This window comes from Micromonospora sp. CNZ322 (genome assembly GCF_007827755.1).
Genome location: NZ_VITD01000013.1, coordinates 124,999 through 146,390 on the forward strand (window position 1 = coordinate 124,999; position 21,392 = coordinate 146,390).

The 21,392-nt window shown below is 68.2% G+C and carries 21 protein-coding genes; 11 read left to right on the forward strand and 10 right to left on the reverse strand.

Annotated elements, in window-relative coordinates:
- Positions 1-61: 61 nt before the first annotated feature.
- From FB453_RS26195 to FB453_RS26205, 3 genes are all read left to right on the forward strand, one after another.
- Positions 62-679, forward strand: coding sequence for an NAD(P)-binding domain-containing protein (locus FB453_RS26195; protein WP_145794513.1), 618 nt, complete (start codon positions 62-64; stop codon positions 677-679).
- A gap of 81 nt (positions 680-760) precedes the next feature.
- Positions 761-1,384, forward strand: coding sequence for an NAD(P)-binding domain-containing protein (locus FB453_RS26200; protein WP_145794516.1), 624 nt, complete (start codon positions 761-763; stop codon positions 1,382-1,384).
- Between the two features lie 53 nt (positions 1,385-1,437).
- Positions 1,438-2,379: an SDR family oxidoreductase gene (locus FB453_RS26205; protein ID WP_145794518.1), complete on the forward strand. Its 942-nt coding sequence runs from the start codon at positions 1,438-1,440 to the stop codon at positions 2,377-2,379.
- Here the strand turns inward: FB453_RS26205 and FB453_RS35100 are convergent.
- A complete protein-coding gene (locus FB453_RS35100) occupies positions 2,361-2,798 on the reverse strand; it encodes a LysR family transcriptional regulator (protein WP_486480466.1) in 438 nt (145 codons plus the stop codon). The two genes, FB453_RS26205 and FB453_RS35100, sit on opposite strands and share 19 nt — an antisense overlap.
- A gap of 108 nt (positions 2,799-2,906) precedes the next feature.
- Between FB453_RS35100 and FB453_RS26220 the strand changes: the two genes are divergently transcribed.
- Positions 2,907-3,836 carry an NAD-dependent epimerase/dehydratase family protein gene (locus tag FB453_RS26220; RefSeq protein ID WP_145794520.1) on the forward strand — a complete coding sequence of 310 codons (930 nt, stop codon included), beginning with the start codon at positions 2,907-2,909 and terminating at the stop codon, positions 3,834-3,836.
- A gap of 1,131 nt (positions 3,837-4,967) precedes the next feature.
- Here the strand turns inward: FB453_RS26220 and FB453_RS26235 are convergent.
- The gene (locus tag FB453_RS26235) at positions 4,968-5,546 is read right to left on the reverse strand and encodes a recombinase family protein (RefSeq protein ID WP_486480467.1); all 579 of its coding nucleotides are present in this window, start codon (positions 5,544-5,546) and stop codon (positions 4,968-4,970) included.
- 19 nt (positions 5,547-5,565) lie between these two features.
- On the opposite strand from FB453_RS26235, the gene FB453_RS26240 reads away from it, so the two are divergent.
- On the forward strand, positions 5,566-5,754 hold the full coding sequence (locus FB453_RS26240; RefSeq protein WP_486480468.1) for a hypothetical protein: 189 nt from the start codon (positions 5,566-5,568) through the stop codon (positions 5,752-5,754).
- 245 nt (positions 5,755-5,999) lie between these two features.
- Positions 6,000-7,139, forward strand: a complete 1,140-nt coding sequence (locus FB453_RS26245) for a low temperature requirement protein A (RefSeq protein ID WP_486480469.1) — start codon at positions 6,000-6,002, stop codon at positions 7,137-7,139.
- A gap of 344 nt (positions 7,140-7,483) precedes the next feature.
- Here the strand turns inward: FB453_RS26245 and FB453_RS26250 are convergent, their stop codons facing one another.
- The 4 genes from FB453_RS26250 to FB453_RS34665 form a co-directional block, all read right to left on the reverse strand.
- Positions 7,484-7,852, reverse strand: coding sequence for a hypothetical protein (locus FB453_RS26250; protein WP_145794522.1), 369 nt, complete (start codon positions 7,850-7,852; stop codon positions 7,484-7,486).
- Positions 7,853-7,870: 18 nt separating this feature from the next.
- Positions 7,871-8,227 (reverse strand): hypothetical protein, encoded by a 357-nt coding sequence (locus FB453_RS26255; RefSeq protein ID WP_145794524.1) that lies wholly within the window; start codon positions 8,225-8,227, stop codon positions 7,871-7,873.
- Between the two features lie 407 nt (positions 8,228-8,634).
- Complete coding sequence (locus tag FB453_RS26260; RefSeq protein ID WP_145794525.1) at positions 8,635-9,030, reverse strand: MmcQ/YjbR family DNA-binding protein; 396 nt, start codon at positions 9,028-9,030, stop codon at positions 8,635-8,637.
- A gap of 121 nt (positions 9,031-9,151) precedes the next feature.
- The gene (locus FB453_RS34665; RefSeq protein WP_222431416.1) at positions 9,152-10,387 is read right to left on the reverse strand and encodes a nitroreductase family protein; all 1,236 of its coding nucleotides are present in this window, start codon (positions 10,385-10,387) and stop codon (positions 9,152-9,154) included.
- 103 nt (positions 10,388-10,490) lie between these two features.
- On the opposite strand from FB453_RS34665, the gene FB453_RS26275 reads away from it, so the two are divergent.
- From FB453_RS26275 to FB453_RS26285, 3 genes are all read left to right on the forward strand, one after another.
- A complete protein-coding gene (locus FB453_RS26275) occupies positions 10,491-11,135 on the forward strand; it encodes a TetR/AcrR family transcriptional regulator (RefSeq protein ID WP_145794527.1) in 645 nt (214 codons plus the stop codon).
- Between the two features lie 215 nt (positions 11,136-11,350).
- Positions 11,351-13,021 carry a family 10 glycosylhydrolase gene (locus FB453_RS26280; RefSeq protein ID WP_145794529.1) on the forward strand — a complete coding sequence of 557 codons (1,671 nt, stop codon included), beginning with the start codon at positions 11,351-11,353 and terminating at the stop codon, positions 13,019-13,021.
- 394 nt (positions 13,022-13,415) lie between these two features.
- On the forward strand, positions 13,416-16,376 hold the full coding sequence (locus FB453_RS26285) for a 3-keto-alpha-glucoside-1,2-lyase-like domain-containing protein (RefSeq protein WP_486480470.1): 2,961 nt from the start codon (positions 13,416-13,418) through the stop codon (positions 16,374-16,376).
- Between the two features lie 440 nt (positions 16,377-16,816).
- On the opposite strand, the gene FB453_RS26290 is transcribed toward FB453_RS26285, so the two are convergent.
- Positions 16,817-17,746, reverse strand: a complete 930-nt coding sequence (locus FB453_RS26290; protein WP_145794533.1) for a LysR family transcriptional regulator — start codon at positions 17,744-17,746, stop codon at positions 16,817-16,819.
- Positions 17,747-17,818: 72 nt separating this feature from the next.
- Between FB453_RS26290 and FB453_RS26295 the strand changes: the two genes are divergently transcribed.
- Positions 17,819-18,742, forward strand: coding sequence for an EamA family transporter (locus FB453_RS26295; protein ID WP_145794535.1), 924 nt, complete (start codon positions 17,819-17,821; stop codon positions 18,740-18,742).
- An 18-nt stretch (positions 18,743-18,760) separates the two neighbouring features.
- Here the strand turns inward: FB453_RS26295 and FB453_RS26300 are convergent, their stop codons facing one another.
- The 3 genes from FB453_RS26300 to FB453_RS26310 all read right to left on the reverse strand — a co-directional run bounded on the left by FB453_RS26300 (position 18,761) and on the right by FB453_RS26310 (position 20,207).
- A complete protein-coding gene (locus FB453_RS26300) occupies positions 18,761-19,144 on the reverse strand; it encodes a hypothetical protein (RefSeq protein ID WP_145794537.1) in 384 nt (127 codons plus the stop codon).
- Positions 19,145-19,287: 143 nt separating this feature from the next.
- Positions 19,288-19,683: a VOC family protein gene (locus FB453_RS26305; protein WP_112626036.1), complete on the reverse strand. Its 396-nt coding sequence runs from the start codon at positions 19,681-19,683 to the stop codon at positions 19,288-19,290.
- Positions 19,684-19,748: 65 nt separating this feature from the next.
- Positions 19,749-20,207: a TFIIB-type zinc ribbon-containing protein gene (locus FB453_RS26310; RefSeq protein ID WP_145794539.1), complete on the reverse strand. Its 459-nt coding sequence runs from the start codon at positions 20,205-20,207 to the stop codon at positions 19,749-19,751.
- Positions 20,208-20,399: 192 nt separating this feature from the next.
- Between FB453_RS26310 and FB453_RS26315 the strand changes: the two genes are divergently transcribed.
- Entirely contained in the window at positions 20,400-20,855 is a 456-nt protein-coding gene (locus tag FB453_RS26315) for a hypothetical protein (RefSeq protein WP_145794542.1), read from the forward strand.
- Positions 20,856-21,392: the final 537 nt, after the last annotated feature.

A 21,392-nucleotide genomic window follows, 5' to 3' on the forward strand; every position in this document is an offset into this window, starting at 1 on the left:
CCGGCCCAGCATGCCGGACCCCCGACCAACTGATTCATACACAACAAGGGGAACACACGTCATGACCACGATCAGCATCATCGGCTCGGGCAACATGGCCACCGCCATCGGCACCCGGGCGGCGAAGCACGGCCACACCATCGAGCTCATGAGCCGCAACACCGCCAAGGCTCAGGCGCTCGCCGACCAGATCGGCAACGGAGCCACCGTCGGCACGTTCGGCGCCAGGCCGGTGGGTGACATCGTCATCGTGGCCGTCCTGTACACCGGCGCGGTCGACGTGGTCGAGCACTACGGCGATGCGCTGGCCGGCAAGGTCCTCGTCGACATCACCAACCCGTTCAACGCCGACGCAAGTGGCGTCGTGACGACCGCGGGTAACTCGGTGTCCCAGCAGATCGCCGCCGTCGCCCCCGAGGGCGCACATGTCGTGAAAGCCTTCAACACGATCTTCGGCGGCGTCATCGCCGAGGACAAGCCCCTGGACGCGTTCTACGCCGGCGACAGCGCCGAGGCGAAGGCACGTGTCGCTGCCTTCCTGGAGAGCTTGGGCATGCGGGCCCTCGACGCAGGAGGGCTCGAGATGACCCACGTCCTCGAATGGGCCGGCATCCTCCTGGTGGGCCTGGCCCGCAGCGGCGCCGGCTTCGACCTCGCCCTGGGCGCCGAGGTCCGCTGAAGCACGGCTACCGGATTACGCCAAACATCTCGCGACCAGCGGGCATGGCGTCCCCATCCATCTTCGGAAAGCAGGCACTTCATGAGCAGCATCAGCATCATCGGCCTGGGGACCATGGCCCGCGCCCTGGCCGCCCGGGCGCTCGCTGGTGGCCACGCCGTCGAGGTCGTCGGTCGCGACGCGGCCAAGGCCAAAGACCTGGCTGCCGCGCTCGGCGGCGGCGCCACAGCCGGGACATTCGGCAGCGCCCCGGCCGGCGACATCGTCATCCTCGCCGTGCCGAACGCCAGCGCCGTGCCGGTCGTCGCCCAGTACGGGGACGCGCTGGCCGGCAAGATCATCATCGATATTACCAACCCCATAAAAGCCGACGCGAGCGGGCTGACCACCCCTGACGGCACTTCCGCCGCACAGGAGATCACCAAGGCCGCCCCAGCCAGCGCGCACGTCGTGAAGGCGTTCAACACCGTCTTCGGCCACGTCCTGGCCTCGGGACGCCCATTGGACGTGCTCGTCGCCTGCGACGACGCGCGGGCCAAGGCGAGCGTATCGGCGTTCATCGAGAGCCTCGGTTTGCGCCCCCTGGATGCCGGATGCCTGGAGATGGCGCACTGGCTGGAAGGGACGGGCCTGCTAATGGTGAGCCTGGCCCGCCACGGCGTCGGGGACTTCAACTTCTCCCTCGGCGTCAACGTTCTGGTCTAAGCACACACCCACCACCACCTCTCGCGCCCACATCACTCACTCGGAGCAGCAGAATGCGTGTTTTCGTCACTGGCGGGACCGGCCATTCCGGTTCTTACATCGTCCCCGAGCTCATCGCCGCTGGGCACGAGGTCACCGGCCTGGCCCGGTCGGACACGGCCGCGGCGGCGCTGTCCGCGCTCGGCGCGAAGGTGCGCCGCGGCGACCTCCAGGACCTCGACGGGCTCAAGGAGGCGGCTGCGGACTCCGCCGGCGTCATCCACGTCGCGCACCGGCAGGACCTGCTCTTCTCCGGCGGGATCCACGCCGTGGCCGCCGCGGAGGTCCCGATCATGCTCGCGTACGGCGAGGCACTGGCGGGAACCGGAAAGCCGCTGGTCGCGGCGGGGAGCATCGGCTCGCCCGGGCAGGGATTCCTGGGCCGGATGGCCACCGAGGAGGACCCGGCCCTTCCCAGCGGCGATGAGCACAAGGGCAGCCTGCGGGCTCGTAACGTCGTGGAGACCACCGTGATCGGCCTCGCCGAGCGGGGCGTGCGGTCTTCGGTCGTGCGGATCGCCAATATCGCCCACGACACGACCGATCGCGCCGGCTTCCTCCCGACACTGATCGCGCTAGCGAAGGCGAAGGGCTTCGTCGGCTACCCCGGAGACGGCACGAACCTGTGGAACGCCGTGCATGCCCGCGATGTCGCCTCCTTGTTCCGCCTGGCGCTGGAGAAGGGCCCGGCCGGCAGTTACTGGCACGCGGTCGACGATGGGGGCATCCCGTTCCGCGAGATTGCTGAGGCCATCGGCAGCCGTCTGGGCCTGCCCGCCGTGAGCGTTCCCGTGGACGAATTGGTGCTGCCGGGATACTTCGGGTTCCTCGCCAACATCGTCACGCAGAGCTACCCGGCGTCCAACCTCATCACCCGCCGGACCCTCGGCTGGGAACCCGCTCAGCCCCGCCTGCTCGCCGATTTGGACAACGGCCACTACTTCCCCGCCAGCTGAGGACAAGGACCCCAATCGCAACGCCGAGGCGGCTGCTTCGCCATCCGCAGGTGGGACAGGTTCCCGTCATCGGTGGGACGGCGACAGTGGCTGAAGGAGCGTTGCCGGTGATGGGGTTGGCCACGTCCAGCGCCCAGCCGCAGGACGCGGGCTTGGCCTCCGGTCTGGTGAACACCACTCAACAGGTCGGTGGCGCGATCGGGCTCGCCGTGCTCGCCACGCTCGCCGCGGCGCGCAGCGAACAGGCCAGCGGGTCCGGCACGCTGCTCAAGGATGAGCGCTGTTCGGGTCTCCCGTTCCAGCGCGGCTATCTGCTGCGAGACGGCAGGCTGCGAGGAGTGCAGCAGCCGCGCGGCCTCGGTGATCGATCCCGTATCGGCCACGGCGACCAGACATTCCAGTGCGCGTAGCGAAGCCATTCGCAGATCTTATGGCAGGCATCCAAAACCCCAGCGTTTCCGAGGGAAGCAAAGCGACGCGCTGGTTGCTGGACCTGCAGAGAGCAGTTGACCCAGGGAGAGCCGACAATGGTGCAGGCGTTCGTGACAGGCGGTTCGGGTTTCATCGGTCGGCGGCTGGTGCGCCGGCTGGTCGACGAGGGGCACTCGGTCCGAGCCCTGGTCCGCAGCGCGGCGTCCGCTGACGTCGTGGCCGGGCTGGGGGCGGAGCCGGTGCGCGGTGATCTGACCGAGCCGGCCACGTGGCAGGACAGCGTCACGGGCAGTGCGGTCTTCTTCCACCTGGCGGCCGAGACGGACATCGACGCCGATCGTGCCCGTCAGGAACTCGTGACCGTGGACGGCACCCGTGCGGCGGTGGCAGCGGCAAGCCGGGTGGGCGTCGCCCGATTCGTCCACTGTGGCAGCGAAGCCGCGCTGCTGGCTGGCGAGCCCCTGGTCGAGGTGGACGAGACCGCACCGCTGCGGCCCGATTCGGAGGGCGCGTACTGCGCGGTGAAGGCCGAATCCGAGGCGATCGTGCTGGACGCCGACGCGCCCGGCTTCGCGACCGTGTCGATCCGCCCGCGGTTCGTGTGGGGCTCGGAGAGCATCCTCATCGACAACCTCGTGGCCGGGGCCCGGACGGGCGCCTTCGCATGGATCGAGGGCGGCCGGCACATCACCGACGTGACCTACGTCGACAACGCCGTCGAGGGTCTCATCCTCGGCTGGCTCAAGGGCCGTCCCGGTCAGGCGTACTTCGTCACCGACCAGCACCGCGTCGTCCTGCGGGACTTCCTGGAGACCCAGTTCCAGATTTACGGCGTGCACGCGACCATCCCCGACCTGGACGCCGACACCGCTGCCCGGGTTGTCCCCGTACCGGCCCGGTGGTTCCTGGGGCAGACCTGCACCCTGCGTACCGACAAGGCCGTCACCGAACTCGGCTACCGGCCGATCGTCTCCCAGGCCGCCGGTCTGGACGCCGTCCGGGCCTCGCTGGCCCCTACCAACTGAGCAGGAGAACCTAGTGAAGATCGTCATGATCGGACGGGCACCATCGGCGGAGGACTCGGCCGACTGTGGAGTGCCGCCGGCCACGACGTCGTAGCGCTCGGCCGTGACGGCGGAGACGCATCGAACGCCGACGTTGTCCTGATCGCCGTTCCCGGCAGCCAGATCTCGCCCGCGCTGCACAAGGTGACCGGGCTGAGGGGGAAGGTCGCCATCGACGCGACCAACATCCTGCCCTCCCGTCACGGCGATTTCCCAGGTCAAGTCCTTCACCGGCGCGCCGGTAGCCAAGAGCTTCAACATGAACTTCGGCGCCCTGATGCACCAAGCCGCTGAGCAGCGCGTGCGGCCGAGCAAACTGGTACGTCGCCGACGAAGGCGCCGTCGAGGTCACCGAGCAGCTCATCCGGGATGCCGGTTACGACCCGGTGCGGGTCGGTGATCTCTGCCGGGCCCGCGACTTCGAGAAGGCGATCTGGCTGCTCATGGGCGTACAGCCGGTGGGCGGCGTGTTCTACCGGTTCGCCGAGCCTGGCGACCTCTGACCCTCGATCCAACCAGCTTCGGTGAAAGGATTGCCGTGTCGTAGCCACTGACGACAGAACCCGTGTCACGGACACGCCAAGCTGCCGGTGTCCGCTCTCCTGGCGCTGTTCACGGCCGGATTTCTCGGCATCATCAACGAGACCATCTCCCGGCCGGTCTGCTGCCGGAGATGAGCCGGGACCTCGGGCTTTCGGAATCCACCGTCGGCCAGACCGTAACCGTGTACGCGCTGGTGACAGCAGGGCTCCCCAGAACGGCGTGGGCGGGGTTGCACACCCCAGACTCCCGCCGACGGGCTCCTGCTCGATGTCGCCTGCGGCATCGGCGAACCCGGGCTGCCGGCTGGCTGACTCCCACCGGCCGGCTCGTGGCCGACTTGGACCTGTCCAGCATTCGGCTTCCTGACGGGCGGCCCGCTGGGCGGCGCCTCATCGCTCGACTCCGCGCCGCCGGGTTCTCCTTGACTCCCGTCGCCGCCGGATCAGCTGCACCGGCCGCCGCGACGCCCACCTCCCGTATGGCTACCTCGGCGCCGACGATCGCGCTGGTGCCAACTACACCGGACAACCCGCCATGCATTCCTAACCGTCAGCACATACCGCAAGGCGGCCCGGTGTGACCCAGTGCGACGTCGTCGACGTCGAGGAGGACTTCGTCGGTGCGTTGTTTGTTCCACACCTGCCGGCCCGTGTAGCGGGGGTTGGTGAGGATGACGCGGATGGCGCTTTTGGACCAGGCGATGCCGCTGCGGTGTCTGTTGCGGGCCCGGTCGTGTGCCGAGGGGCAGGGCACGTGGTTGGCGGTGAGTCCTTCGGCGATGGCGAATAGTCCGTAGCCGGCGAGGAATTCGTCGAAGATCCGGCGGACGATGGGGGAGGTCTGGGCATCCGGGGTGAGCCCGCGGAGGTGTTTGCCGTCGGCGGCCTTCGCGGGGTTGGGGTGAGGGCCGAGATCACGCAGGGTGTAGCCGTATGGCGGGCGTCCGCCGAGGTATCGGCCTTCCAGGAGTGTCTGGGCGGCCATGGCGGTGCGCACACGCAGCTTGATGCGGTTGCGTTCGCCTTTGCTCATGCCGCCGAAGACGGACATGACAAGTTCGTGTGCCTCGTTGTCGGGGTCGATGGGGCCGCCGATCTCGGGTACCCAGAGTTCGACGCCGTAGTCCACCGGAAACAAGATCCACTGGGTGCGGGACGTTACCTACGACGAAGACCGCTGCCAGATTCGCGCCGAAACCGGGCCCGAGGTCATGGCCGCCCTACGCAACGCCGCCATCGGCGCCCTCCGCACCGCCGGAATCGCCAACATCGCCGCCGCCAACCGACATCACGCCCGCGACAGCACCCGGCCCCTGGCCCTACTCGGCATCACCTGACGACTTTACCGGGGCCCTGAGCGGGCATGACGCTCGATTCAGACTCACCCAAACTGCTTGGCCCACCCGCCACGCCGCGTCAGCTCGTCACTCGTTGCGAGAACCCTGGGCATCGTCTTGTCGGCACCGGGAGGCGCGGCAGCATGGTACGACTGCTTCAACGCTGCCACGAAGCCGACAGAACGGGCGAGCCGATGACGACGAGCAGGGCGGGCGAGCTGATGCGCACGCCTGAGGATCCGCAGATGGCAACGTTCCTGGAACTGTTCTACGACCTGGCGTTTGTCTTCGCGCTCACCCAACTCTCGCACGCGCTGATCCAGGATCTCACCTGGAGCGGCGCCTTCCAGACGCTGTTGCTGCTGCTGACCCTGTGGCGGGTCTGGTTCAACACGGCGTGGATAACCGACAGGTTCAACCCGCAACAACCGGCGATACAGCTGCTGGTCATCGCGAATTTGGTGGGCACCCTGGTGATCGCGATCGCGCTGCCCGACGCGTTCGGCAGCCAAGGCCTGGTCTTCGCAGGGGTATTCGTCGCCCTATTCATCGGCACCAACATCTTCCTTGTGACCGCCCTGCAGGGCCGCGCACCGCGACGCACCTCCGCGCGGATACTGTTCTGGTACGGCGTGGCCGCCGTGCCGTGGATCGCCGGTGCGCTCTCGCATGGGACGGCGCGTGTGGCGCTGTGGACACTCGCGGTGGCCCTGGACTACGCCGCATACGCGCTCTACTACCCCACGCCGAGGATCGGCCGCACGCCCCCGTCGGATCTGCCGGCCATGGCCGAACACCTGTCCGAGCGCTACCGGCAGTTCTACATCATCGCGCTCGGCGAGCTGATCCTGGTCACCGGGCTGACGCTTCGCGACACCGCCTTCACGCCCGACCGGGCCGCTGCGTTCCTCGTGACGATCGCCACCACCGTGCTGCTGTGGCGGATCTACATCTACCGCGCCGGGGAACTGGCGGCCGCAGCCATCAAAACGGCCCCCGACCCGGCCCGCCTTGCCGGATCGACGTCATACGCCCACCTGGTCATGGTGGCCGGCATCGTCGTCACCGCCGTCGGCGACGAACTCGTCATCACCCACCCGTTCGGACATACGCAACCGGCCTGGATCGCCGTCATCCTCGGCGGACCCGCACTCTTCCTCGCCGGGCGTGCCGGCTTCGAGTACGCGGTCTTCGCCCGCGTATCCCGGGATCGGCCGATCGGCCTGGTCGTGATGGCTGCCCTGACACCGGCGATGCTCCTCCTGCCGCCGCTGCTGGTCGCCCTCGCCCCCACCGCAGTCCTCGCCGGGGTCGCCATTTCCGACGCCACTCGCGCTCGAGCACATCCAGCCGAACCACCGTCGCCACCAAGCGCACCATCGTGACAGGTGATGGCCGTCTCTTATCTACGCAACACGCCCATCACGGGCAAGTCGTACACCACTCCCGTGGACGTAACCGTGGAGCGTTGCGGGTGGGCACGCTGGAGTCGCCGCGGTTCCGTCATCCGAGACACCGATCCGACGGGGAGTGCGCTGACCGGGCCCTTCAGGCTGAAGACCTCTTCGGCGGATCCGAAGCCGTCAGCGTTGGTGCCTCATGCGGAGGCGGCAGGGCGGCGTCCGCACGTGCCGGTGAGCGGATGTGAATAATCCGACTCGGAGTGCTTTGAGCCTCAGACCCGGTGGACAGTGACGGGACGGGGCGAGTGAGCCAAGCTGACCGGCCGTCAACGATCGCCATGGCTCTCAGCGGAGCGGTCCTCCCGGCGGGCATCATCGCGGTACGACCGGCTCAGCCCGTCGAGTAGCGCTCCCGAACGGGGCCACCGGTCGCGCACACGGTCCGCCGCCGCGCTGTACTGGTCGGCGAGCGCGCGCTCCTGCGTTCCGCCGTCGTAGAGACCGCGAGTTGTGACGCCCGGCTGGTTCATTCGCGCGATAGCGAGATGCTCGTCGAGGTCCGCGTCTCCGAGTATCTCGAGGACGTCCCGGACTGGCTCGCTGGGCCACGTGCCGTCCTCGTCCGCGACGGCTCCGGATAGTGCATCGCCCAGGACGATGGGCAGCACCCGGGCCCGGTCGGACGCGGTGAGCATCTCGCGTACCGATTCCGCTCATCGCAGCATGTCCTCGGTGGTCGGCAAGTACCCGTCTACGGAGCCCGGGAGCGGCGTGCGCCATTCCCGCAGGACGGTCCAGGCCGCGCTGAAGGCCCGTGATGACGCTGACTCCTCGTTTGCCTCTTCGTCGGCTGAGTTCGCGCCGGTGTCCGGGTCCGGCCGGTACATCAAGGACACGAGGCCGATGAAGCGGGCGGGATCGCGGGCGAGTTCTCGATGCAGGGCGATTGGCCTGCGGCTGTGCTCGAGTAGCGGCTGGTAGAACCACTCGAGGTTTGCGAGCAGCGTGTTGTCCGCGCCTGCTGCCTCGAGACGGTCGAGCAGGCGTCCGATCGTGTACTGCCGCGGCAACGGCCTCACCGTCGTCCCCAGTCTGCCCGTCGAGACCCGCCCCGGCCAACTCCACGACCGCCCAAAACTCGTCAACGGCCACGGCGCGAGAGTCTCCCACGGCCAACCGACACCACTCATGCCTGCGACCCGGGTGCCAGTCGCCGCGAGCAGCCGCTCAAGCCTTCCTGAACATGCGCCATGGGCGCAGGCTGGTCGTTACGGGTAACGGTTGTCTCGGCAGGCGTAGGGGTAGCGCCGCGGTGGCGGCACGGTTCGTGACACTCGCCCGGAGGGAATGAGGAGATCGAAACGAGGCGAGGGGTGGCCTGACGTGCGCTTCCCGAAACCGGCAAGAACGCCATGAGCCGGTGCGGCTGCTCGGATGAGGGGCAACAGCGCTCTGTGCGCGATCGGCGTCATCGCGATCAGTCGGCAGAGGGCGGGACGCGGAAGGAAGCGGGATCGACGGGACGGCTCTGCTTCGGCAGGCCGGCGACGACGAGGAGGTACGACTCGGTCACGAGATTGTCGACAAGCGCGGGCTCGGCGTCCGCACCTGCCCGCACCGTGATCCAGTGCTTCTTGTTCATGTGGTAGCCGGGCGAGATGCTCGCGTGAGCTGCGCGGAGCGACTCCGCGTCGGATGGATCCGCTTTCAGGATCACGACGGGCTCGCCGGGCATGGACGTCTGCAGCATGAACACCTTGCCGCCGACTTTCCATACCTCCCAGTCGCCGGTGAACTGGTGTGTGTGCTCGGAGCCGGGAAGCTCGGCGGCGCGGGCCCTGGCCCGATCCTGCACTGCCTTATCAATCTGCATCTTGACCTCCTCGAAGTCCTTAAGGGGTCGATGGCCCAGCGTCAGCGAGGAGGTGCGGAAGCCGGGCAACCGAGTCGACGTGAACGGGGCCGGCACCGCGGTCCCATGGCCGCCCCGTCCGTCATATGCGCGTGAAGATCTTCTCCGCGTCGAACCGCGAGACCGGCTGGCGGGAGACCCGGGCCTCGTCGGGGTAGCCGAGCACCAGAAGCAGCGTGGTCGTGTAGTCGGTGTCGGTCAGGTGGAAGGCCGCGTCCACGGTCGTGCGGTCGAAGCCCTCAAGCGGCGTCGCGTCCACCCCGAGGGATGCCGCGGCCATCATCGTGGCGCCGACGACGAGGTAGGTGTTCTTCTCAAGCCAGTGGAGCACGTCCCCGCCATAGTTCTCGGTCTGGATCTCCACAAAGTTGGAGGCGCCCGCCTCCCATCCCTTCTGGATCTCCGGGTCGGCGAAGCGCCCGTCGGAGCGCTCCTTCTCGAAGATCTCCTGCAGGTGCGTGTCGGGGATGTCCTTGCGCGTTGTGAAGACGATGGCGTGCGACGCGTTGCGCACCTTCTCCGCGTTGTCCTCGAAGCGGCCGACCAGTGCGTCCGCGAGCTTGTCCTTGCCATCCTGCGTTTCCAGCACATGGAAATGGTTCGGCTGGATGTTGATCGTCGTCGGCGAGGTGCGCAGGTAACGCAGCAGCTGCTGGAACGTCTCCTCCGGGATCCTCTTGCTCGGGTCGAAGTAGCGGGTGAGGTGCTTCGTGATCAGCTTATCGAGATTCAACGTCGTGGTTTCTTTCGTTTGAGCGGCGGATGGAGAGGAGAGCCAGGCCGACTGATGGTCGGCGCCGGGGACATCGGCGACGGTGTCGCTGACGTTGTTGAGGTAGTTCGTGAGCAGGGTGACGACTACGATCGTGACGATCGCCTGGATCTCCGGGTCGATGTACCCGACCTCGCGGATCACTGCGAGGTCCTCGTCGCTGACCTGGCCACGCGTCTCGATCAACTGCTGCGCGAACTTCGCGACGGCGGCGCGCTTCGGGTCGCTGGACGTCCCTGTGCGGGCGAGCTCAATCTCCCCCGCCGACATACCGCCGAGGTTCGACGAGATGAAACCGTGGAGTGCCTGGCAGTAGCGGCAGCCGTTCGACTGAGAGACCGCGAGGGCGATCGTGTGGCGCGTCTTCGCGTCCAGGAGCTTCGCGATGCTGCCCTGCAGGCCCATCACGATCTCGAGCACGGTCGGGTTCGCGGCGAGCATGGTGAACATGCTGGGCGCGAAGCCGAACTGCTTCGCGATGGCGTCGAGGGCGCCTTGCGTCTTCGCGTCGATGTCGGCGGGTGCGGGAGCGGTCAGGCGAGCCATTGCGATGAACCTCCGTGTGGCGTTGCTGGACCATTCCGTCCACTCGCTTGAGTGAACACCACAGAAAATGGGTTGGCAAGCCCAGTGGTGTTACCTTGATGACATGCAGGTGGACAACGGGGCGGATGCAGCCCAGAAGCTCACAGCCAAGGGCCAGGCCACGCGCGAGCGAATACTGGAGCACGCGGCTGCGTTGATCTACCGGAAAGGGTTCCACGCAACCAACAACGAGCTCGTCCGTCGCGCTGCAGGCGTGAGTGGATCACAGCTGAGTCACTACTTCCCCACCAAGGAGAGCCTCGTCCTGGCGGTCATCGACTGGCAGGCCGACAGCGTCCTCGGCTTCCATCGCAGCGAACGGTTTGCCAGCTTCGACACCGTCGAGGCGTTCCAGGACTGGATGGACTTTTTCGTCCTCTCGGGGCGCCCGTTTGAAGACGGCTGCAGCCTCGGCTCGCTCGCGAGCGAGATCGTCAAGACCGATCTCGTCGTGAACGACCGGCTCGCGGAGGTGTTCGCGCAGTGGCGCGAGATCTTCCGCGTCGGGCTCGATCGCATGCGGCAACTCGGCCGCATCGACGCGTCCGCCGACCCCGCGCGGCTCGCCGACATGTTCCTCGCGGCGTATCAAGGCGGCATGCTCCTCGCTCAGGTCGCCCGGGACATCGGCCCCCTGCAGGACGCGCTCTCTGCGGCGGTTGACCATCTGCGGACGTTCGTGACGTCTGACGACCAGCGCATGGGCTGACGCGGCGCATTCCGAGCCTCGGGTGTCGGAGCGCGGAATAAGGTCTGGCGAGCTGGTAAGACGACCACGTCGGGCGACGCGAAAGGGCGTTCCCGCGTGACACTGCCTGGACGGGCGAAACGGGGGAGCGAGCTGGCGTCGCGCCGGCCTTAGCTGACCGTTAAGTAACGGGCCGCCTGGTTCACCCGGTGAGCCACACTCGGCAGACTGTGACAATGCCCGCCGCCGAGCCGTCCGCTCCCACCACCCACCGTCGTCGCACCCAGGCTCTCGTCGCGGTGGTCGTCGCGCTCGCTGTGGCGCTCGGGGTGGGCGGATGTTCGCTGCGGCACCGGGTTGTCGGCGACGGCGGCGCACCGAAGACCGGGGACGTCGCCGCGTTCGGCGCGGCCCCCGACGCCAGCCCGGCGGGCGGTCCGCCCAGCTGCGCCGGCCGGCCAGCCCGGGCACCCCGCGAGCTGCGCGGCATGTGGATCACGACGGTGAACAACATCGACTGGCCGAGCCGGCGCGGGCTGCCTGCCGAGACAGTGCGGGCGGAGTTCCGGGGCTGGCTGGACCTGGCCGTGCGGCACAGCCACAACGCGGTCTTCGTGCACGTACGGCCCAGCGGGGACGCGCTCTGGCCGTCCAGCTATGCACCGTGGTCGGAGTGGCTGACCGGGCACCGCGACGGCCGCGACCCGGGTTGGGACCCGATGGAGTTCATGGTCGCCGAGGCGCACGCCCGCAACCTGGAGTTCCACGCCTGGTTCAACCCCTACCGGGGCGGCCAACCGGCCACGGTGGGCGGCCCCGGACCGAGGCTGGACCAGCTCGCGCCGGCCCACCCGTTACGGCACCACCGCGACTGGGTGGTGACCTACCCCAGCGCCGACCGGCCCGGCAGCCGCCTCTACTTCAATCCGGGCATCCCGGAGGCGCGCACGTTCGTCGAGGACTCGATGCTGGAGGCGGTCCAGCGGTATGACATCGACGGGGTGCACTTCGACGACTTCTTCTACCCCTACCCGGAGGTCGGGCAGGACTTCCCGGACGACGCGACGTTCGCCCGGTACGGCCGGCGCTTCGCGGACAAGCACGCCTGGCGCCGGGACAACGTGAACACGCTGGTCCGGGAGATGAGCGAGCGGATCAAGGCGATCAAACCGTGGGTGAGGTTCGGCATCAGCCCGTTCGGCATCTGGCGCAACGAGCGCACCGATCCCGCCGGCTCCGCGACCGCCGGCCTGCAGAGCTACGACGACATCTACGCCGACACGCGGCTGTGGGTGCGGAAACAGTGGCTGGACTACGTCGTGCCACAGCTCTACTGGCACGTCGGGTTCGCCAAGGCCGACTACGCCAAGCTGCTGCCGTGGTGGGTCGACACCGTGCGGGGCACCAGGGTGCAGCTCTACATCGGTCAGGCCGACTACCGGGTGGGTGAGCGCGGCGCCTGGCGCGACCCGGCCGAACTGGACCGGCAGTTGGCCCTCAACCGCCGAAACGGCGTGCACGGAAGCGTGCACTTCAGTGCCAAGCAGGTCCGCGCCGACAAGCTCGGGGCGGTCAGCCGCTACAGCCGCGCGCACTACGCCGGCCCGGCGCTGGTGCCCACGATGGCGCAGCTCCCGGCGGCGCCGCCCGCCGCACCCACGCTCACCGACGCCCGGCGTGCGGACGCCGGCGGGGTGACGCTGACCTGGCGCGGCGACGGCGCCACCAGCTACGCCGTCTACCGGGTGGACGGCGACGAGGCCCGGCTCGTCGGCACCGCCCGAGGAACCGGCTGGATCGATCGCACCGCCCCGACCGACCGTCCCCTCTCCTATTGCGTGTCCGGGCTGGATCGCAGCGGGAACGAGGGCCGACTCGGCACTCCGATCTCCGTCGCCGGGCCCTGAGGGATACCTACGGCAAGGTGCCAACCGCCAGCCGGTGAGGCGTCCTTCGTCGGCGCCCAGCGCCGGTCGGTAGTCACCGCGCCACCGTGGTAGCGGCGTTTCGTCGGGCTCGCGCTGCCCTTGCCTCCGCTCCGCGACGCCGCCACATGCCCCGCTCGCGCTGCCCCAAATGCCACCAAGGTCATGGGCCAACAGGGGCCACTTTTATCCAAAAATCTAAAAGTTCAGCTTGGTCAATCCAAAGTGATAGCGTTTGCGATCGATCTTTTGTGTTCCGAGACCGTACTGGCCCGTCCAGGGAGGAGAAAGTGCTCCTACCTCGGCCAGGACCCACCCACCGGGAGGAACCATGCCCGCACCGAACCGATGGCGCCGTCGCCGTCGCGTCAGTCTCGTGGCCGCAGGTGCCGCTGTCGCGGCCCTGCTCGCTGCGGTCCCCATCACCCCAGCCGGGGCCGCACCCATCACCGCCGATGTTCCGCCGCAGGAACCCGGCGTCACCCTGCGCTCGTACGACATGGGAGCTCCGCTGTCGGCGCTGTGCGACCTCAAGCCGGCACAGACACCGAACGTCGACAAGCTCATGCCGCAGGTCAGCTGGACCACCACCGACGAGTTCGGCCTCTCCGACCGGTTCATCAGCCACGTCATCGCCAACCTCGCCGCGCCCGTCGACGGCGAGTACACCTTCCGGCTCACCAGCGACGACGGGTCACGGCTGACGATCGGCGATCAGCGTGTCGTCGACCACGACGGGCTGCACGGCGAAACCTCCAAGGAAGGGTCGACCACCCTCAGCGCCGGCGTGCACCCATTGCGCATCGAGTTCTTCGATAACGGCGGCGGCCAGGTCCTGCGGCTCGAATGGCGCCGCCCGGGTGCGACCAGCTTCGAGCTGGTACCGAACTCCGCGTTGAGCACCGACGCCGACGTCGTACGCGTCACCGCCCCGGGATGGAAGTACTGCGAGGGGGCCACCGACTCGGCCGGCGACGGCCTGCCGCTCGACCGGGTGCACCCGGGCTACACCCTCACCGACCTGCGCCCCGAAGGGCTTCAGCCGCAGGTCACCGGTATGGCGTTCCGGCCCGACGGCGACCTGATGATGTCCACCTGGGGCGGCACCGACAACGCGACTGGCGAGATCTACGTTGTCGAGGGCGTCACCGGACAGACCAGCCCCGAGCAGGTGGCCTACCGTAAGTTCGCGGAGGGGCTGCGCGAGCCCCAAGGCGTCGCGGTCGTTGACGGCACCGTCTACGTCAGCCAGAAGCACGAGCTGACGGCCCTGCGCGACACCGACGGCGACGGCCTCGCAGACGACCGCCGCACGGTCGCCACCTGGCCATGGGGCGGCAACTTCCATGAGTTCGCGTTCGGCCTGCTCTACCGGGACGGGTACTTCTACCTCAACCTCTCGGTCGCCATCGACCTGGGCGGCGCCACCACCGTGCCCCAGCCGGCACCGAACCGCGGAACCTCGATCAAGGTGGACGCCAAGACCGGCGAGATCACCTATGTCGCAGGAGGGCTGCGCACTCCCAACGGGATCGGGTGGGGCCCCCGCGGGGAGGTCCTCGTCACCGACAACCAGGGCGGCTGGCTGCCCGCGTCCAAGCTGGTCCAGATCCAGCAAGGGGCGTTCTACAACCACTACGCGACGCCCGCGGGTCCGTTCGACGACAAGGCCGTGACGCGTCCCATCGTCTGGATCCCGCAGAACGAGATCGGCAACTCGCCGTCGACTCCGGTGCTGCTGAAGCAGGGGCCGTACGCGGGGCAACTGGTCGTCGGCGACGTGACCTACGGCGGCCTGCAGCGCGTGTTCCTCGAGAAGATCGAGGGGCAGTACCAGGGCGCGGTGTTCCGGCACACGCAGGGCCTGGAGGCCGGCGTCAACGAGGTCACCCTCGGCCCCGACGGCGCGCTCTACACCGGTGGCCTGGGCGCCGGCGGCAACTGGGGCCAGGAGGGCAAGCTCTCCTACGGCCTGCAGAAGCTCACGCCCAACGGCACCTCGGTCTTCGAGGTCAAACAGATGCGCGCGTCGCGTGTCGGGTTCGAGCTGGAGTACACCGAGCCGCTGTCGGCCGAGACCGCGCAGGAACTCGCCGACGCGTACCAGGTGACGCAGTGGCGCTACGGCGCGACGAGCCAGTACGGCGGTCCGAAGCTCGAGCTGGAGACGCTCAAGGTGGCCAAGGCCGAGCTGTCGACCGACGGCCGCACCGTCAAGCTCAAGATCCCGGGCCTGAAGGAGAACCGCGTGGTGCACGTGCGCTCCCCGCGTCCGTTCTCGTCCGCCGACGGCGAGGAGCTGTGGAACACTGAGGCCTGGTACACGCTCAACGAGATTCCGGGCCGGGTGGTGCAGCCGCAGACCTTCTTCGAGGCCGAGGAGGGCCGTACGGCCGGCGTCGGCATGGCGACCGACCACGCCGCCTACTCCGGTGCCGGCTTCGCCGCCGGGTTCGCCCAGGACGGCTCGTCGACCAGGATCTCTGCCGATGTCCGCGAGGCCGGGACATACGACCTGGCGATGCGCTACAGCAACGGCCCGAATCCGTACTCCGGCGAGAAGCAGCTGAGCCTCTACGTCAACGGTGAACGGGTCGAGCAGACGGTCTTCCCCTCCACCGTGACCTGGGAAGAGTGGGGCACCGTCACCACCACCGCGCGCTTGAACAAGGGTCGCAACGTGGTCGAGTACCGCAAGGAGGCAGCGGACTCCGGGCACCTGAACCTGGACGTGCTCGCCGTCCGGCCACACGGCAAACGCATCACGCTCTTCAACGGCGGCGAGCTCACCGAGTGGCAGCACACCGACGGGCGCGAACCCTCGTGGTCCGTCGCCGACGGCGCCATGACGGTGCGTAACGGGGACCTGCGCACGGTGGAGGCATTCGGTGACTTCCGGCTGCACGTGGAGTTCAACCTGCCGCTGTATCCGCCGGACGTGACCGGCCAGGCGCGCGCCAACAGTGGGGTGTACCTGCAGGACCGCTACGAGATCCAGGTGCTGGACTCCTTTGGCATCGACCTGCCGCAGAAGAACGACGCCGCGGCCATCTACACCCAGAAGGCCCCCGACGTGAACGCGGCGCTGCCGCCACAGACCTGGCAGACGTACGACATCGTCTATCGGCAGGCCCGCTACGACGCATCCGGGCAGAAGGTCGCCAACCCTCGCGTCACCGTGGTGTGGAACGGCGTCAAGGTGCACGACGACGTCGAGATCCTCGGCCCGACTGGCGGCAGCCGGCCCGAGGGCCCGGCGACGGGTGCCATCCGACTGCAGGACCACGGCAATCCGGTCCAGTACCGCAACATCTGGATCGAGCCGCTGGACCGGTAGTTTTGCCAGTGGTCAGAACGCGGATGGCCGGGTACCGGTACGCCGGCCCGGCCGTCCGCAGCACAGCCTCTGCCCTACTCAGCAGGGCACGCAGGTGCGGACTTGAGTGCCGTCGTCGTCAGCGAGGGCTACTGCCGAGGTGGTCCAGGCGCCCACCGCACGCCCACTCCACGAAGACATGCGCGCCCATCGACAAAACCGAGACCTCGATCCCGTCAACAGATGCCCTCTGAGCCGCTGGAACCAGGACGTTTCCTCGCTGACGATCAGCCTGGGCACTGCGGTCGGCGACATTAACGATGTGAAGAGTTCGCTTCCCGTGTTGCTTGAACTTCCTGGTCATCGCCACCGACCTCGGGCTGACGTGCGCGGACTGACGGCAACGTCCGTTGCCCCGATCATGGCCGAATGCTCGTCGATCGGGGGTCAAAGCACGTAAATCAGGCGATGGTCGGCGGATGCTGTCCACGGGGGATGTCGGCCGAGCCGCTTAGCTCCGCCAGGAGGGCGTCTACCGCGGGCCGTTGCGGCGTGCCGCCGAGGGCACGAGTGACTGCGAAGATGCGTCGCTCGGTGACCGGCTCGACCAGTGGCTCCACGTGCACCCCGAGTGGCACGTGGCGCAGCGCCAGCTCCGGCACCAGCGCGGCGCCCAGCCCGGCCGCGACGAGGTCCAGCGTGAGCGCGAAGTCGACGGCACGGTGCCGGATGTCCGGCTCGAAGCCGGCGAGCCGGCAAGCGTGCAATGTGGACCGTAGGCACGGCGTGTGCTCGGCGCTGGCGATCCATGGCACGTCGCTCAGCTCGGTCAGCCGGCCGGTGTGACGGCGCCACCGGACCGGGGTGATCAGTTGCATCAGGTCGGTGGTGACCGGATGCCGGTCCAGGTCGTCGACCAGCGGCGCGGGCACGTGGTCGTACTCCTGCAGCACCGCCACATCGAGGGTGCCGGAGCGCAGGTCGAGGCGGCTCTGCTGGTCTTCGGCCTCGATCACCCGCACGTCCAGCTCAGGGTGCTTCGCCCGCAGGCGGGCGGCGGAGGGAGCCACCAGCGCGCCGGCTGCGGACGCGAACGCGCCGACCCGCACCGTACCGCTGACGCCGTGGCGAAGCGCGGCGAGTCCGGCCACCGCCTGCTCCACCGCGCCCAGCACGTCCTTCGCGTGGCTGGCCAGAACCTGGCCGGCCGGGGTGAGGACGATTCCGCGCCCGGCCCGCTCGACAAGCTCGTGCCCGGCCTCTCGGGACAGCTGGACGAGCTGCTGGGAGACCGCCGACGGAGTGACGTGCAGCGCCGCGGCGGCAGCGGTGACGCTGCCGCGCAGCGCGACCTCGTGCAGCACGCGGAGCCGGCGCACGTCAAGATTCATGTAGCCACGCTACAGCAGCAATGAAGAACGTTGAACTGGTCCTTAAGCGTTGCCTCGGGCAGCGTAACCGGCATGAAAGCATCACACCGACTTCTCGCCCTGCTCGTCGCCGCTATCTGGGGCGTCAACTTCGTCGCCATCGAGCTGGGCCTGCGCGACCTGCCGCCGCTCGTGCTGACCGCGCTGCGCTTCGTCGCGGCGGCGGTGCCGCTGGTCTTCCTGGTACCGCGCCCCAGCGCCCGGCTCCGCTACGTGGTCGCCTACGGACTGGTGCTCGGCGTCCTGAAGTTCGGCGCGCTGTTCACGGCGCTCGCGGCTGGCATGTCGGCCGGTCTGGCCTCGCTGGTGCTGCAGGCGCAGGCCCTGATGTCGGTGCTGCTGGCGGCGGCGGTGCTGGGCGAGCGGCCGGCGCGGGCGCAGGTGGCCGGCGTGCTGGTCGGATCGGTCGGGATCGGCTTGCTGGCGATCCACAGCGGCGGCCACGCCTCCGTGATCGGCTTCGTGCTGACGCTGTTCGCGGCGGCCAGTTGGGCCCTGGCAAACCTAGTCATGCGGACCAGCGACGAGACGCGACCGCTCTCGCTGCTGGTCTGGTCGAGCCTGGTGGCGCCGTTGCCGCTGCTCGGCCTGGCCGGCGTTGTCGACGGCGGACAGGCGGTGCTGGATGCGATCACCGGTCTGTCGTGGCGCGGGCTGCTAGCCGTGGCGTACGTCGCGTACGTGTCGACCCTCGTCGGCTTCGGTATCTGGAACCGGCTGATCGCCCAGTACTCGATCGCGAGAGTGGCGCCGTTCAGCCTCCTGGTGCCGGTCTTCGGGCTCAGCGCGGCATGGCTGCTGCTCGACGAGCCCGTCGGCCCGACGGAGCTGGCCGCAGCCGCGACCGTCCTCGCCGGGCTGGCGTTGGTGGTACGGCGTTCCACAGCGGACCGCAACAACGCCACGGATGTGAGCGAGGGTCGCGAGCCCGAGTACGCCCCGGCCGCGACTGCCTAGTCCCGCGGCTACGACACCTCAGCACGCTGGTCGCAAGCTGAACCGTGTCACCGCGTTGACGTTCCACCAGGCACTGTGAACCTTCGCGTCGACGCTGAGCGCTCGCAGCACCTCCGGGCGGGCTCCCTGGAAGCCGTTGTCTTCGAAAATGGTGACAGCGGGGCCTACCTGATCGAGATGCAGGACCCACCCGTCGTTCGGGCCGATCTCGTAGGCTTCGGACAGGTCAAGCACTTCGAGAACGTCGGGGTCGCCAGCAAGGCGGGACGCCACGTCCTCGACGGTCAGGGCAACGCCCAGCGGCTGTGCCACCGTCCAGCACATCGCCACCGGCAGCCCAGTGATCGCGAGGTCTTTGTAGTAGGCAAGAACGTCGCAAAGCACGCGACCATTGTCGATCACTCCCCGACCGGGCGCGCGGCCTCCTACCAGCCCCCCGTAGCGTCCAAGGTCACTTCGGCGGACTGGCGCCGCGAACAAATCGAGCGGATCGCGGCAAATCGGGACGTCTGGCCTGGGCGCCTCGACTGGCAACTGCGGTGACGTCACGCGGATCCGAGGAGGTCCCACCGGTTGCCGGCGATGTCGAGGAAGACCGCGACCCGGCCATAGGGCTCGGCCCGTGGCTCCCGGACGAAGGTGACACCGGCCTCGGCCATCCGTCGGTAAGCGGCGTCGAAGTCGTCGACTCGGAGGAAGAACCCGACTCGGCCGGCTACCTGGTTACCGGTTGCGGCACGTTGTTGTTCTCCGTCGGCGCGAGCGAGGAGAATCCCGGTCTGGGCACCCGGCGGCCGGACGACGACCCACCGCTTGGGTCGACCGTCATTGGTCAGCGATGGGGAATCCTCGACGAGATCGAAGCCGAGTACGTCGGTGAAGAACGCGATCGCGGAGTCGTACTCGTCAACGATCAGGGCAACCAAGTCGATCTGCACCACGGCAGCGTACGCAGGGTCCGTCGCGCTCGCCGCCCGCGCGCCGACAGCGGCAGATCCGGATGCCGTCAGTCGGACTTGAGGTTCCACTGCGCGGGCAGGGCGCTACCGCACAGGGCGCACGTGAAGTCGTCGTCCCGCACGATGTTGCGCTCGCCGCAGCTCGGGCAACGGCGGAAGATGACCCGGTCGGTGAAGCCGCCAGGATGCGATATGCCGACTCGGTCGAGCGCCTTTGCCACAGCGGGCCAGCAGTCCGGGTCGGGGCAGTAGCCAGTCGACTGGTTGGTCACCTCGGCGACGCGCCAGCCGATGCCGGCGGAGGTAAACGCCATCTCACCGGCGGCGAGTACGTCCCGCCCGCCCGCGAGGGCGATGTGTTCGCTACGACGCGGCGCCAGTCTGAGCACGCCATCGAGAGCAACGACGAACGTGACCGGTTCGGCGAGGTCTCCGCGGTCGCGCCCAGCCAGCCACTCGTCGAGCGAGGCAACCGAGTCCACGGCAACAGCGTCCACCGCGATCACTCGGTCACGGAACTCGGCCGGACCGACATAGGGGTACCGCCTGGTTTGCACCACGGCGCGACGATATCGACCTGAGCCCAAATACGGCTACACCAATTCAGGCCTGCGGATACGCCGAGTAACGCCCGGACTGCGGCATGAGAGTGCGCTTTTGGGCCAGCCCGGTGGGCGCCGATCGCGTACCTTGCAGGCATGCCAGTGGCATCCGCCGACGCGCTGCAAGCTGCGGTCGCTACCCCGCCAAATCGTCGCCTCGCAACGATTGCGTTCTCCCTAGCGCTGGTCGCCGTAGGGCTGGTCGGCGGCTTCGGGGCGGCCAAGCTTGCCGACGATCCGCACACCGCCAAGCCGGAGCTGCTCGTTGGGACGGCCACCTGGTCGAACGACCAGACCAGGTCCATCGCCTTTGAGGAAGACGAAGCCTTACGGAGCCCTCGCGATGGCGACACGATCTACTCAGTAATCGCCGTAAGCTGGCAGGACGTGAGCGGGACACTGCACAACGACGGTACCTATCCAACCTGCCTGGCCGGCGAGAAGGACGCCCCCGTCTCAGAGGACCGGCACCGGGTCAAGCTTGAGGTCCTACACCGAGACACGGGCGGTCAGCCACAGCACATCGTCGTTCACGTCCAGTGCCTCGATTGATGGCATGAGCCCGGGCCTGCGCTTCTGGCTTTACCTCGGCCACTAGACCGACCCAGAGTGATTGTTTGGTGACACGCGCTCAATTCGGCACGACCGGGCGCCAGTTTGATCCGGTTGTCGTGACACTGCGTAGGGCGCGGTCGGCGGCATGTGCGGATGCCTGATCATGGCCACACTGCCGGCGCTTGCGCAACCGAAGCACCCCATTGCTGCGTCCGCCTACCGTCGGGAAGAGACTCACAGGCGAAGCTTCGGAGGGTTGGCATGAACTGGTGGGACGTGACGGTCGGAGCCGTCGCTGGGTTGGTGCTGCAGAACGTCGCCTACCCTTCGGCCCAGGGCCGGTACCAGAGGTGGCGAAAGCGCCTGCACTTTCGGGCCGCCGAACGCGCCAGTCGGATCATGGAAGAACGTTTCGGCTCTCTCGTACTGGTCCAGGCCGGCTGGGGGGGGGGGGGCGGGAGGGGGGCAATAAAAAACCAAACGGTTCTCGGTAGAAAAATGCGGCACGAAACACAAAAACGCCCCACGGTTCCC

Bases quoted from the DNA above. Each gene is read 5' to 3' on its own strand.
- FB453_RS26195 (WP_145794513.1), top strand. From the start codon at position 62: ATGACCACGATCAGCATCATCGGCTCGGGCAACATGGCCACCGCCATC.
- FB453_RS26200 (WP_145794516.1), top strand. From the start codon at position 761: ATGAGCAGCATCAGCATCATCGGCCTGGGGACCATGGCCCGCGCCCTG.
- FB453_RS26205 (WP_145794518.1), top strand. From the start codon at position 1,438: ATGCGTGTTTTCGTCACTGGCGGGACCGGCCATTCCGGTTCTTACATC.
- FB453_RS35100 (WP_486480466.1), bottom strand. From the start codon at position 2,798: ATGGCTTCGCTACGCGCACTGGAATGTCTGGTCGCCGTGGCCGATACG.
- FB453_RS26220 (WP_145794520.1), top strand. From the start codon at position 2,907: ATGGTGCAGGCGTTCGTGACAGGCGGTTCGGGTTTCATCGGTCGGCGG.
- FB453_RS26245 (WP_486480469.1), top strand. From the start codon at position 6,000: ATGGCAACGTTCCTGGAACTGTTCTACGACCTGGCGTTTGTCTTCGCG.
- FB453_RS26250 (WP_145794522.1), bottom strand. From the start codon at position 7,852: ATGCTCACCGCGTCCGACCGGGCCCGGGTGCTGCCCATCGTCCTGGGC.
- FB453_RS26260 (WP_145794525.1), bottom strand. From the start codon at position 9,030: ATGCAGATTGATAAGGCAGTGCAGGATCGGGCCAGGGCCCGCGCCGCC.
- FB453_RS34665 (WP_222431416.1), bottom strand. From the start codon at position 10,387: ATGGCTCGCCTGACCGCTCCCGCACCCGCCGACATCGACGCGAAGACG.
- FB453_RS26275 (WP_145794527.1), top strand. From the start codon at position 10,491: ATGCAGGTGGACAACGGGGCGGATGCAGCCCAGAAGCTCACAGCCAAG.
- FB453_RS26280 (WP_145794529.1), top strand. From the start codon at position 11,351: ATGCCCGCCGCCGAGCCGTCCGCTCCCACCACCCACCGTCGTCGCACC.
- FB453_RS26290 (WP_145794533.1), bottom strand. From the start codon at position 17,746: ATGAATCTTGACGTGCGCCGGCTCCGCGTGCTGCACGAGGTCGCGCTG.
- FB453_RS26295 (WP_145794535.1), top strand. From the start codon at position 17,819: ATGAAAGCATCACACCGACTTCTCGCCCTGCTCGTCGCCGCTATCTGG.
- FB453_RS26315 (WP_145794542.1), top strand. From the start codon at position 20,400: ATGCCAGTGGCATCCGCCGACGCGCTGCAAGCTGCGGTCGCTACCCCG.